The sequence below is a fragment of the Porphyromonas circumdentaria genome (genome assembly GCF_900167105.1).
Taxonomy (GTDB): domain Bacteria; phylum Bacteroidota; class Bacteroidia; order Bacteroidales; family Porphyromonadaceae; genus Porphyromonas; species Porphyromonas circumdentaria.
In genome coordinates, this window is record NZ_FUXE01000001.1 from 56,070 (window position 1) to 69,754 (window position 13,685).

General features: G+C 44.9%; 6 protein-coding genes. 3 read left to right on the top strand and 3 right to left on the bottom strand.

Annotated elements, in window-relative coordinates:
• The 3 genes from B5D06_RS00270 to B5D06_RS00280 all read right to left on the bottom strand — a co-directional run.
• Positions 1-1,549, bottom strand: a 1,549-nt coding sequence (locus B5D06_RS00270) for a tetratricopeptide repeat protein (protein ID WP_159442653.1), incomplete at its 3' end; no start/stop codon positions are given.
• Positions 1,550-1,617: 68 nt separating this feature from the next.
• Positions 1,618-3,120 carry a carboxypeptidase regulatory-like domain-containing protein gene (locus B5D06_RS00275; RefSeq protein ID WP_078736027.1) on the bottom strand — a complete coding sequence of 501 codons (1,503 nt, stop codon included), beginning with the start codon at positions 3,118-3,120 and terminating at the stop codon, positions 1,618-1,620.
• Positions 3,121-3,528: 408 nt separating this feature from the next.
• Complete coding sequence (locus B5D06_RS00280) at positions 3,529-4,044, bottom strand: hypothetical protein (protein WP_078736028.1); 516 nt, start codon at positions 4,042-4,044, stop codon at positions 3,529-3,531.
• Between the two features lie 1,180 nt (positions 4,045-5,224).
• Between B5D06_RS00280 and B5D06_RS00290 the strand changes: the two genes are divergently transcribed.
• The 3 genes from B5D06_RS00290 to B5D06_RS00300 all read left to right on the top strand — a co-directional run bounded on the left by B5D06_RS00290 (position 5,225) and on the right by B5D06_RS00300 (position 13,557).
• Positions 5,225-6,619 (top strand): DUF3945 domain-containing protein, encoded by a 1,395-nt coding sequence (locus B5D06_RS00290; RefSeq protein ID WP_078736030.1) that lies wholly within the window; start codon positions 5,225-5,227, stop codon positions 6,617-6,619.
• Between the two features lie 307 nt (positions 6,620-6,926).
• The gene (gene topB, locus B5D06_RS00295; protein WP_078736031.1) at positions 6,927-9,002 is read left to right on the top strand and encodes a type IA DNA topoisomerase; all 2,076 of its coding nucleotides are present in this window, start codon (positions 6,927-6,929) and stop codon (positions 9,000-9,002) included.
• Positions 9,003-9,096: 94 nt separating this feature from the next.
• Positions 9,097-13,557 (top strand): DUF2958 domain-containing protein, encoded by a 4,461-nt coding sequence (locus B5D06_RS00300; protein ID WP_078736032.1) that lies wholly within the window; start codon positions 9,097-9,099, stop codon positions 13,555-13,557.
• Positions 13,558-13,685: the final 128 nt, after the last annotated feature.

Sequence of the window (13,685 nt, forward strand, 5' to 3'; positions counted from 1 at the left end):
TCGCCAAGTCGGGCAGATAGACCTTCGGGTTTTCAGAGGCTAACTGCTCACGGATGGCGATGGCTCGGCTATAGCACTCCGCCGCCTTCGTATAATCCTTTTGATAACTGTAGTTAGCCCCTAGGTTATTGAGGCTACTCGCCAAGTCGGGCAGATAGACCTTCGGGTTCTCAGAGGCTAACTGCTCACGGATGGCGATGGCGCGACTATAGCGCGCTGATGCCTTCGCGTAATCCTTTTGGTCGCTGTAGTTAATCCCCTGGTTATTAAGGCCCGCCGCCAAGTTGGGGAGGTAGACCTTAGGGGACTCCGTTGCCAACTGCTCATAGATAGCGATGGCTCGACTAACACACACTGACGCGTTCACATAATACTTTTGGGCATTGTAGTTAGCCCCTAGGTTATTAAGGCTCATCACCAAGTCGGGCAGATAGACCTTCGGGTTCTCTGAGACGAGTTTTTCGTAAATAACCAAGGCTTGGGCAAGATAATCCTGCCCGGCTTTATAGTCTCGAAGATCATCACTTACTCCCCCCAATGTCCTTAGAATTTCACCCCAAGCCCCCGGGCTCGTCTTTGGATCTTTCTCAAGTCGTTTTTTGATCGTCAAGAGATAGTGCAAAGATTTCTGGGGCTCTTTGATTTCTTGTAGATAGACCGCATATTTCCACATTGTCGAGATGTCCTCGGGAGCGAGGGCGAGAGCCTGTTCGTAGTATTGTATCGCTTCGTTGTAGTTGTATAGCTCGGCACTCGCTTTGGCTGCAAGCAGGAGCTTCTTGAGGAGCTGAGCTTGGGCACCCTCGGCATTGGCGAGCTGCTGGTCAGCCTGACCGTCTAGTTCTCGGGCTAGACTCTTCTTATCTCGGGCCTCCCTCAGCTGCTGCTGAATTTGTTTGCTCTCCTCCTCGAAGTTGATGTGTCGCCTAAGGTAGCTTGCAACGCTATCCAGTTCCCCCTCTTCGAAGAACTGATAAGCCCTTCGGTAGATGCTGTCAGCCTCATCTAGGTTGATCAAGACCATATCCTTGGCATACTCTCGGATGCGCTTTATGGCTTGGCCCTTGTCATTGGCTAAAAGCGTAAGGCTATCGATACTTTTCTGATACTGCTCATTGGCATAGTCATTAGCCTCTTCCAGGGCTGCAATGCGTTTATTAAGCTCTGCGATTTTACGCTCTCTGATCTCGTTTTGCTTCTTGACCGTTACGGCAATCAGGCGCTTCTCACGCTCCTCAAGAATCCTTCTATCCTGTATACAGATACTGATAGGCGTAGTACGCCCAAGAGTGATGTCTTTGATCAGTTGCTCGTCTACGACAATATAGTCCTTGTACCGCCCTGTGGGCTTAACCTCGATGGCAGTCTGTGCACCGCTCTTGAGGCGAAGTATCTGCAAGGTAAAAGCTCCACGGCTGTCTGTCGCAGTAGGTTTGGCGTTGGGGTGACTAATGCTCGCCTCGGATACATACTCCGTCTTGCCGGTATTCACTCGACTATTCTGAACCGTCACGATACCCTTGAGCGGTATCTGTTGCCCATAAGCCATCACAGACCATAAGCTCAGTAAAAGTAGAAGGAAGCGTATCATATAGGAAATATTAGGCTTAAGATACATTATTGGCGATCTAAGAAAAGACGAAAGAGATCTTTGCCTACAGTTGTATGTGTGGCTCGATAGCTCAGATAGCCTTCTTTGAGGATCTCAATCTCTTGTTCTTCGGCTTGTTGGTTAATCGGGATTGCTAGGTCGAAGTGTCCAAGACTATCGGTCCGACTCTCCACTCCGGCTATGCGAACTAATGCATTTGGGATTGGGAGTTGACTCTCCTCATCCTTGACTACCCCCATAACTTGATCTATCCCGATGATGCTGATAGGAAGGAAGGAGACTTCTCCCTTTTTGATTAGGATAGTGCTATCGCAGCAGACATAAGGCATCCCTTCGGTATTATCGATCCGAACTCGAGCTATTTCCCCAGAGCAATCGTAAGGTAGATCGGCAAAGAGGACTTTTCCTTGGCTGTCAATCTCTCCTTGATAGGTCTTACCTTTAACGGTTAGAGTAAGACTACCCATATTTTTTAGAGGGATATGTTCCTTCCCGAGCCAACCATGTACCATAACTGATAAGTTGAAAGGGGCTCGCAGCACCATAATCCCAACAAGACCGATCGAGACTAGGCCAATCATTAGAGCCGATATCACTAAGTAATGTAGTTTTTGGGCGCGCCGCAGCTGTTCCTGCTGTAGAGACTTAATCTCTCGGACTGTATGGTTAGTCTCTGTCGTGATAAAGATGAGCCTATTGGCTAGCTCCTCGAGATGTGTAAGCGACTGACCAAGAGCTTCGTTAAGTGCTAGGCTAAACTTATTCTCATCTGATAAGAGTTCATTGAGTCGATGAAGCTCTTCCTGTACAACAGGATCTAATCCATTAGCAAGTTTAAGGGCTTTTAAATCTTGCCTAATTTCCTGTTGCCCCAACTCTATCTCCTTAATCATCTCTCGCAGCTCATCTGACATAAGTCTCTGATAAGCGACCCATGCGTCATGATGCTCCGAAGATTTCAGGCCTTCGCCAAAGCATAGCTGTATTTGAGCAGGAAAGTGTTGAGAAATAAAATCCTTCAACTTAAGATCTAGTCCATTCCCTTCTAACCCATCTCTGAGGTAGTTAGTTATATCATCTGAGCTATAGTCTGAGGATATGAAGGAGCGAATGTGTTCATCATCTAAAAAAGAAGCGACATCATCAGATTTACTCCGATTTTGAAGATGCTTCTTGAGTACATTAATTGATTTCTTCGCACTATTTTGTTCGAGCTTGCTGACACCTGTTTCTCGATAGAGGATAAGGATATTGTCTAATGCTTCTCCAATAGAAGAAATAAATAGCTTTTTTATGCTATGGTTAAGATTGCTAGGGTGGGTGCCAAAAAGCAAATGCTTTATTTTCTCTCGAGATAAGCCTTTAATCATATCTGTGACAACACTGCCACTAATTCCAGTAGCAACAGCCAAAAGCGTTTCTGCCGATAGCCCAGTCGAGAGGCAGGTCAGAGAAACATGTGCCAGCGTGCTAAGAAGCAAGGCACTTGATGTAGCTAACCTATTCATTACGTAGGATGTATTATGTGTTAAAAGTGAACGTCCTTTCTTACAAATATAGCAATTGTTTTTTTACTATCCTTGACTTCTTGGGAGAAGAGTTTTCTCTTGAAAAACAGGTGTTTGAGTCAGTAGTTTTGATTATGAGTCTTGCCCAATATTCTTTAGAATGAGACCATTTATGATTATAGTGCTATTCGTTGTTATAACTTATCTAAAATCTATGTCCTATAATAATTAGAGAGATCTGTAATAAATAGTCAAGATTCAGTCTGATAGATGTTTTTTAGGGTTAAAACCTGTCAGACTAAATCTTAATCATCACACGTGATACTGCATGGTTTTTACATTGTTTTTGATCCTAAGGGGAAGGGGGTTATTGTCTATTGTATCCTTGCAAAGAATTTGTTAGGGCGATTAGTAAACAGAATCAATGCGAACGTCTTTCGCTTTGTTCCAGGCTTTTCCTCCTGTTTCGACAAGCTCTATTCGTCCTGCCCTGACAGTAATGTCTTTGTAGTGAGATTCCCAATTATCTCCATACCGAAAAGACAAGGAGACACGTACATCATAACTATTTTTGTTTCGTATCTGAAAAGAAATAAGGTTATTGCCTGCAGTAAGAAGATTGTTGCTACTTGAAAAACTAAGTAACTCAACTCCGTCGACGCTTTTTGTACTCCTCTCCCTATTTTCTCGTTTATAAGCTTCTCGTAAGGCTTCTTCTTTTCGCTGTCTCTCTAGTTCTTCTTTTTCTCTTGCTTTTCTTTCTCTCTTCTCCCTAGTTGACTGATTTATACCCTTATACATCAAAATAATACCCAAGGCACACACCCCAATTAAAAATAATTTTGTCTGAATGGGATCAGAATTCTCTAAGGATAAGAATCCAAAGATTAGCATTATAGCTCCCCAAAAAGTTTTTCCTTTCATGTTTTTAGTTTTATTACACTGTTCTTAAATTAAGTAATTATTTTTCTTGCGTAGTATATATTTTTTACGAATTACACCTTCAGATAATAAACTCACTAAGCCTTTCATATAGCTTTCACTGATAGTTTTTGTTTAGAGATATTTGGTTAAATATCTATCCCTTCTTGGGTACTATGATGTTGTCACAGTAGTGATAGTATTCCCTTGATATCATTTATTTAAAATTTAGTTGTTGATCTAGAGTAGTCATAAGATAAGCATAGAAATTACTTATCCCTACCAGTCTCGTATTGAGGAGAGAAACATACACTAGTGAACTAATCAAAGAGAAGCCTGATGCAGGAAGTATATCCATTAAAGCAGATGGGTATTTGCAAAAGAATGTGTGCTGAAGTAAAATATCTAAACCTTATACAATTCCCCTTATCTTCTGAGTAAAGAATACAATATCGAAGCCTATAACAGAGAGAACTATAATCGCTGTCCAAAAGAGGAGGAATCCTATGATACCTTTACTCGAATCTAGTCCAAATGGAATGGTAAGGAGCACAACTAAATAGGGGAACGCATATATGTCTGCAATGATCAATCTTTTGTGAGACTTTGTGATACGATCCCTGTTTTCAAGATGGACAATATAGATTAAAAGGACAACAACGACTAGGGTGTATGTAACTCCAATGCCAAATATAGTCTGTGCCATGTCGTAGTATTTATTGATTTTATGTGATAAAATAGCTTATTGGTTCATAGTGTAGTGCGTGTGAAATTACTTCTCCTTTCTGTTTCTATGGGCATAGACAGAATGTTAGTTTCGAAGAGAGCCTCTATTTTCACCTCTCTAGATTATACATACCCTCCTAACTATTTTCTATACCTTATCGTATGACGTACGATATAAAATAAAATTTGGGAATAAATTCCTAAGCAATATTATTTATTTGTTTTTACTTGCCACCATTATCTTACGATGATTCCTCAATATTGAAATCATATATTGGTGACAAAGATAGTTATTTATAAAACAAGTAAAAAAACTAAAAAAACGATTAGGTTGTTTTTTATACTTGCCATATATTCCCTTTTCTTTCTTGTGTTATCCCGACGATTATCTGTGTGGAATAATCAATTATATATTTGTTGTTCGATGATAAATTACTCATTACAATAACAAATTATTATGGAATCGAACAACAATGATTATGTGTTGGTCTTGGAAGACCGCACTGCCGTGAAAAATGACCAAGAGGTCGGTACGCTTTCTGTCGTTTCAGGTATTGACGAAAGTGGTCAACTCAAGACCTCGGAGGCACGGGAAGCCAATCAGGCTTCCTTTTTGAAGTTTAACAGCAAGGATGGGCTCTTCAAGAACTTTATGACCAACTTCCTCAAGCAGTTCAATGACCCTTCTCGTTTCGGACTGTATAAGGTTGTAGCTAACAATGTGGAACAAGGTGTAGAACACCTCCGCACAGCTCTTCAAAACAGACAAAGCCCCGAAGTAAAGGCGCAGCTCCAAGAGAGTCAGGTACACTTCGAGGACTTTCTACCCATGCAGAAAAATGCTACGACCATTGATCCGGAAAAGATTGATTGGCGTATGCTCGAAGATCTCAGGTTGAGCCGAGAGAAACTCGAAGCGAGTGGGGCTTTAGAGAAGATGCTCAACTGGCAGAAGAGCGACCTTATGGGCATTGCTGTACCCTATGGCAACAGCTCTATTTATACAGAAGCACGCCTCGCTTTCCGCACCGATGATAATGGTAACATTGGTCTTGCTGTGCATGCTATGCGTAAAGAACCACAGTTGGATTTCCCCTATATGGGGCACCAGTTTACTCCGGAAGAGAAGGAACAGCTTCTCAAAACAGGTAACCTTGGAAAAACCATTGAAGTAACTCCGAAGAATGGCGAGTCTTTTGCCGCCTATGTGTCTATTGATCCACAGACTAAGGAGGTTATCGCACTGCGTGCCGACCGTGTCTCTATCCCCAAAGAAATCAAAGGGGTTACACTCTCTGATATCCAGTACAAAGACCTTGTAGAAGGTAAGGCGGTGAAAGTAGAAGGCATGACCTCGAAGAATGGCAAATCCTTTGATGCAACCTTGCAGGTAAATGCCGAGAAAAAAGGTATCGAATTTATCTTTGGTGAAAGCAAAAGTCTCCAAGAGCGCCAGGGTCAACAGCAGAAGCAAGGAGGAGTACCTCATAAACTCTGTGGCTTGGAGCTAACCGAGAAACAGCGTGAAGCATTGAACAGTGGCAGTACACTCTATCTCAAAAATATGGTAGATAAGGAAGGTAAAAGCTTTAACGCCTATGTACGTATGGATAAGGAGCAGAACCGCCCACGCTTCTTCAAATACAATCCAGACAAGAAACAGGGGAATGGCAAAGTTGAAGCCGTGGCTGAAGAACACAAGACACAGGTAGCGGTCAATAACCAAGGCAAGACCAACGAAGCTACTAAGCACCTAAAAGAACCACTCAAATCCGGCCAAACACAGCCCTCGGCAGAGCAAAAAGAGAAGCAAGAGAGAAAGACACAACAGCGTCGTGGACGCAAGATGTAAAAAGCAAGAGACTCGCTTTTGCGAGTCTCTGTATGTGGCGGCAGTGGGGTTAATCACTATGTCTTAGGAATATATCATCTTTATATATAAAGGTCTTTATCTGCCACAACCCCAAGAGCCAATACAATATAATCCATAGGCCGTATCTCCTTTCCTGTAGAACTTAAAATTGTACAACAATCTGCAGTAAAACCGAGTGATAGAGGCAGCACATAACTGATTATACTAAAGTCTGAAGATATTCCCAACAAAGTGCGAGTCATATAGTGGAACCAAAATTACAAATAAATAATTGAACAACAAACAAATGAAAATATGTATTCTTGCCGAGAAGCCCTCGGTGGCTCGTGATATTGCCCGTATTGTAGGGGCAAATACGAAACAGGAGGGATACCTCGAAGGAGGTGGCTACCTCGTGACTTGGGCGATGGGGCATCTCATTACGCCGGCCATGCCAGAAGTTTATGGCTACTCTACCTATAAAGCCGAAGACCTGCCCATTCGTCCCAATCCCTTCCGACTCATCGTTCGCCAAGTCCGCAAGGACAAGGAGTTTCCTGATGATCCTGCTGCTCTAAAACAACTGAAAGTCATTCGTCATTGCTTTGGTTTGGCAGAGCGCATCATCGTAGCAACCGATGCAGGAAGAGAGGGTGAGTTGATATTTCGCATGATTTATCAATACCTCGACTGCCACAAACCATTCGATAGACTCTGGATTAGTTCACTTACAGATAAAGCTATCCGTGAGGGCTTAGCTCAGGTGAGAGCAGGGAGAGACTATGACAACCTTTACTATTCCGCTAAAGCTCGAAGTGAGGCTGATTGGCTTGTAGGTATCAATGCCAGTCGGGCCTTGTCGATCGCTCGTAAGGGAGGTTACTCTTTGGGACGTGTACAGACACCAACGCTTGCGATGGTATGCCGTCGTTACCTCGAAAACAAGAACTTCTCTTCTGTCCCTTATTGGAGAGTGAATGCCTTAGTGGATAAAGAGGGTATCCTCCTCAAAGCCATTAGCACAAACAGCTTCGATAATGAGGTCTCAGCACAGAGTGCTCTCAGTACCCTCCGCAGTCAAGGTCGACTGACCGTATCATCGCTCACAAGAAAGGAGGGAACTGCGCCGCCACCTCTCTTGTATGATCTTACCACACTTCAGAAGGAGGCAAATCGAAAGTATGGTTTCTCGGCAGATAAGACTCTCTCAATAGCTCAATCTCTCTATGAGAAGAAAGTCGCAACCTACCCACGTACAGGCAGTCGTTACATCAGTGAAGATGTCTTCGAGGAAGTTTCTGCTATTTTCAGTATGCTTGGAGAGGGCTTGACAGCTCCTCTCAACCGTCATAGCGTGGATAATGGTAAGGTCACCGACCATCATGCCATTATCCCAACCGGAGAAAAGGCATTGGGGCTCAGTGCAGATGAAAACACCATCTATCAGATGATTTGTACACGCTTTATCGAAGCCTTCTCTCCGAACTCAGAAGAGGAGCGTATGCAGGTCATCTTCACGGATGGCACCCATTCCTATATTTGGAAGGCATGTCATATTTTATCTTCCGGCTGGAAAGCCGTTGCCCAAGAGAATAAAGAGAAGAACAAAGGAGAGGAGGCAGAAAATGAAGAAGAGCAGTTGGCATCTCTTCCCAACCTTACAGAAGGAGAAACTCTTCAGGTCAGCACTGCTGAAATCACAACACACAAAACGAAACCTAAGCCCCTCTATACTGAGGCGACTTTACTCTCGGCTATGGAACATGCCGGCAAAGAGGTCGAAGAAGCAGAAAGCCGTCAAGCGATGGCAGAATGTGGTATCGGAACACCTGCCACACGAGCAAACATCATCGAAACTCTGATTTTGAGAGAGTACATCCGACGAGAGAAGAAAAGCATCGTACCCACAGAAAAAGGACTTTCGGTCTATGAGATTGTCAAAGACGAGCGTATCGCCAATGCTGAGATGACAGGAACATGGGAGGTTGCTCTTTCTACGATTGAAGCGGGTTCGGCATCCGCCAGAGAGTTCGGACAGCGTATTGCAGCGTATACCGAGCAAATCTGTCAAGAGCTTTTGAAGCTATCGCCTCCACAAAAGAGCTACCCGACTTATCGCTGTCCCAAGTGTGGTAACGAAAGTGTCGGTATCTATGCAAAGATTGCCAAGTGTCGACACGAGGGCTGTGGCTTTGTCATCTTCCGAGAAGTTTGTGGCACATTTCTTTCTGAGGATAATCTCAGAGACCTGATCAATATCAAACGAACACCCATTCTCAAAGGCTTAGTGAGCAAGGCCGGTAAGAAGTTCAATGCCCGACTCGTTCTCCAAGACGACAACAGTACAACCTTTGAGTTTGAGGGTAAGAAAAAGAAGGGATAAAACATTTTTTTTCTTTCACCGCAAAAAACGAACAGTCGATAGTGCAAGATGCGCTCTTCACTATCGACTGTGTAACCTTATCTGATTTACAACCATGGCATACAATAAGAAAGTTGTTTTAGAGGCTAATACCGAAGCTATTCGTGTCGTACTCCGCTTAGAGAAAGAACGTCGAGAGGCAACCGAGGCTGAAAAAACTATATTAAGAGGATATCAGGGCTTTGGAGGACTCAAGTGTATTCTCAACAGATGTGACCAAGCCGAGGACATCCGACACTGGTCTGCTTCAGAGCAAAACCTATTTGCTCCCACGCAACAACTCAAGCAACTCATTTATCGAGAAGCGATAGATGCCCATACCGCCAAACGCTATTGGGATAGCATCAAGGCAAGTGTGCTCACTTCCTTCTATACGGATACACATATTGTCTCAGCTATTGCCGACTCCATTGCAACAGCAGGGGTTACCATCAAGCGATGTTTGGATCCTTCCGCAGGCATGGGGGCTTTTGCCGAGACCTTTGCGTCCAAAGTAAGCCTTGTCGATGCCATGGAAAAAGACCTCCTGACGGCTCGTATCTCACAAGCCCTTCACCCCCATGGCGAAGGGAATATCTTCGTGCAGAACCAACCCTTTGAAGCCATTGGAGAAGTGGAGGACAAGGATAGGTACGACCTTGTGACAAGTAACATCCCTTTTGGAGACTTTATGGTCTACGACCGTAGTTACACCAAGGGTAAAGATGTACTCAAGAGCGAATCTACCAGAGCCATTCATAATTATTTCTTCGTTAAAGGGCTGGATACGCTCAAAGAGGGTGGACTACTTGCCTTCATCACTTCACAAGGCGTCCTCGATGCCCCACGTAACGAGCCTATCCGTCGCTATCTGATGCAAAACAGTCGGCTTATCTCGGCTATTCGCCTACCCTCGGGTATGTTCAGTGAGAATGCCGGCACAGAAGTCGGAAGCGACCTCATTGTCCTGCAAAAGCAGTCGGGTAAAGATATTGGCGAAGGGATGGAGCAAGCCTTTATCAGCACTTTCCCAGTACCCAAAGGTGATGGCTTCTCTATTGCCTTTAATCATAGCTCTCTTTTTGAGGGTGAGTGGCAGGAAGTGATGAAACACACCATCGCCACAAGTCGCACGATGGGTACAGACCCTTATGGCAAGCCCACGTGGGTCTATGAGTTCGATGGCGGTATTGAAGAGATGGCTCAAAGTCTACGCTTTCAGCTCTCAGAGGATATAAAGAAGCGTTTTGACAGAAAATTGTATGAGACAGGCATTGCTATGACAGAGGAAGAGCGACAAGCTGAAGCCGAAAAGAAGCTACGTCAATTGGGTGTAACAGCAGGGTTGTCTGAGTCCAAAGAGGAAAAAGGCAAAGGTGCAGAGTTGGATGACAAGATTAACGATGCCTACACGCTCCTGCCTAAGAGCATTGAGAAACAGCTACCTAAACTCTACAGCACTGAAGGAGAACTGATCGGAGATAAAGTCGCCTATGCCCGCTACTTCTTTCCAATGGGCGCTTACACAGCCTATTTGCTCGAATATGACCCCAAAGAGCGTATCGGCTTCGGTGCTGTAACCATGGGGTATGAATGGGAACTCGGTATTATCTCCCTCGATGAGATGGCGGAAGTCAACATACATGGCTTAGGCATAGAGCGAGATCTATACTTCAAACCTAAGAAACTTCACGAAATCGCAGAACTCGAGGAACTTGTCAGAGGACGATATACCAAGGAAGCCACTCCCCGAATGGAATCTGTGGTTGAAGAGAAGAAAGAAAAGACAAAAGAGGGAGAAACTGAGGTAGGGCATGCAGAAGAAAGGCAAGAGCCTACGGTTAGTCTCCCCTCTCAAGAAGAACCCGCTCCCGAAGGGGTTCCTACGTTAACGCTACACCATCAATACCAGAAAGAGGTGCCCGAAATACGAACAGATGTAGAACCTCCCCGAGAGATGAATGGTCAAACAGTCTACTTCGACGATGACCACCATCCCATAATGGAGAATCCTGATTGGTCTGAAACTTTTCTTTTTGCTCCTGAGGAGTATACGCTATGGACACAAGAGGTGGCACTGTTCAACGAAAGTATTAAAGAACCTATCCCTGCGCCCAAGCAGAAATCGGACACAACTCCTACAACAAAGCCCGGTCATTTAGCCACACCGCGTCGTCATAGAGCCGGCAAAAAAGGGGGAGCGGCAAGTGGCTACGAACGCAGCCTCTTTGATTTCGCAAATGAAAACGAGTCTTATTCGGCTCCATCTACTGTCGAGAGTAAGAAAATCTTTGACACTTCTCCTCGCCCTTTTCTCTCTGCTCCCGATTCACATTTGAGGGATGGTTCTATCGTATTGCAGAATGGTCAAGTGGGATTTATCTCCGATTTGAAAAGGCATCCGACTTTCAATCCGATGGATTTGCCTTATGCGCAGCTGTCAAGACTGAAAGCCTATATTGAGGTACGTGAGAGCTATCATCGCCTATACGACTATGAAGCAATCAATCACTCCGAAGAAAGAGAGGAGCGTAGCAAACTCAATCGACTATATGACAGCTATGTCGCTCGCTGGGGACATTTCAATCAGAAGAGCAATATCGATATCATCAAGATGGATGCCACAGGGGTAGAGATGCTCTTCCTCGAAAGGTCAGAAAATGGTCAATTTGTCAAAGCCGATATCTTTGACCATCCAACGGCATTCTCCACATCCGAACTCACCATTGCTGCCGACCCCTTGGAAGCACTCAGTGCTTCGCTCAATAAGTACGGAACGGTAGAACTTGACTATATAAGTTCTCTGCTTCCTGAGATGGAAGAGTCGGATATCCTCTCTGCCTTGGAAGGACGCATCTATTTCAATCCCGAGATAGATGGTTACGAGGTTGCCGACAAGTTCGTATCAGGCAATGTGATTGAGAAAGCCGATGGGCTTGCCTCTTGGTTGCTTGACCACCCCGACCATGAGGAAGGTAAGCAGAGCTTGGCAGCACTCATGGCAGCGCGCCCAACGCCAATTCCTTTTAGCGACCTTGATTTTAACTTCGGAGAGCGTTGGATTCCGAGTAGTGTATATGAGAAGTTTGCCTCCGAGTTCTTTGAAACGGACATTCGTATCAGTTACCACTCCAACATGGATGAGTACACGATTAGCTGTGATAGGAAGAATGCCTATATCTGGCACAAGTATGCGGTGCAAGGGGAGTTCCGTCGCTATGACGGTTTACATCTCCTCAAGCATGCCTTACATAATACCATCCCCGACATCAATAAGAACAAGGAGGTGGTAGATAAGACCACAGGGGAAACAAAAACCATCAAAGTCAGAGATGGAGAGAAAATACAGCAAGCCAATGCCAAGATTGAAGAGATCCGCCAAGGTTTTGTCGATTGGCTGGGGAGAAGTCCTGAGAGCTTTAAGGAGCAACTTGCTGATCGCTACAATGAGCTCTTTAACTGCTTCGTCCGTCCAAACTTTGACGGCTCGCATCAATCTTTCCCTAACCTCGACCTCAAGAGGTTAGGGATTCCCGACCTGTACAAGAGCCAAAAGGATGCCGTCTGGATGCTCAAAACCAATGGAGGGGGTATCTGCGACCATGAAGTAGGAGCAGGCAAGACTCTCATTATGTGTACAGCAGCCTACGAGATGAAGCGATTGGGCTTGGTGAATAAGCCGATGATTATCGGTCTAAAGGCGAATGTCTTTGACATTGCCGACACCTTTCGCAAAGCTTACCCTAATGCCAAAATCCTCTATCCCGGTAAAGAGGACTTCACCAAGCAGAACCGCCAACGTATTTTCAACGACATCAAGAACAATGATTGGGACTGTATTATCCTTACCCACGAGCAGTTTGGAATGATCCCTCAGGCCCTCGAAATACAGCAGGCTATCCTGCAAAAGGAGATGGACTCGGTGGAAGAGAACCTCGAGGTGTTACGCCAACAGGATAGGGACATCTCTCGGGGTATGCTCAAGGGCTTGGAAAAACGAAAGCAGACCTTAGAGGTTAAGCTCCGAGATATCCAAGACAGCATAGCCGAACGCAAGGACGATGCCGTAGACTTTAAGATGATGGGCATTGATCACCTCTTTGTGGATGAGTCGCATCGATTTAAGAACCTGATGTTCAATACCCGTCATGACCGTGTATCAGGCTTGGGGAATCCCGATGGCTCACAACGGGCACTCAATATGCTCTTTGCGATTCGTACCATTCAGGAGCGGTCGGGCAAGGACTTGGGAGCGACTTTCCTCTCCGGCACGACGATCTCCAATAGTTTGACCGAGCTCTATTTGCTCTTCAAATACCTGCGTCCGCAAGCCCTTGAGAAGCAAGGTATCAACAGCTTTGATGCTTGGGCAGCAGTCTTTGCCAAGAAAAGCACCGACTATGAGTTTTCAGTAACAAATGAAATCATTCAGAAGGAACGCTTCCGCACTTTCATTAAGGTGCCGGAACTTGCGAGCTTCTATGCGGAAATATGGGAGTTAGGAGTAAGGGGAAGCGAGAAAAGGTTATCTGCTTGATTAACAGCCTTTCTTTCGTTTGGTTGCATTGGCTTGCACCACGAAAAAAGGCAAAAAAGAGCAGTTGAAAGAGCGAGTTCAGTTACCAAATCGTTCCCTTTTAGGGGCTTCGGAAGAGGTAAGCAAAA

What these genes read in the sequence shown, in the direction of transcription:
- B5D06_RS00275 (WP_078736027.1), bottom strand. Translation starts at nt 3,120, where the DNA reads ATGAATAGGTTAGCTACATCAAGTGCCTTGCTTCTTAGCACGCTGGCA.
- B5D06_RS00280 (WP_078736028.1), bottom strand. Translation starts at nt 4,044, where the DNA reads ATGAAAGGAAAAACTTTTTGGGGAGCTATAATGCTAATCTTTGGATTC.
- B5D06_RS00290 (WP_078736030.1), top strand. Translation starts at nt 5,225, where the DNA reads ATGGAATCGAACAACAATGATTATGTGTTGGTCTTGGAAGACCGCACT.
- topB (WP_078736031.1), top strand. Translation starts at nt 6,927, where the DNA reads ATGAAAATATGTATTCTTGCCGAGAAGCCCTCGGTGGCTCGTGATATT.
- B5D06_RS00300 (WP_078736032.1), top strand. Translation starts at nt 9,097, where the DNA reads ATGGCATACAATAAGAAAGTTGTTTTAGAGGCTAATACCGAAGCTATT.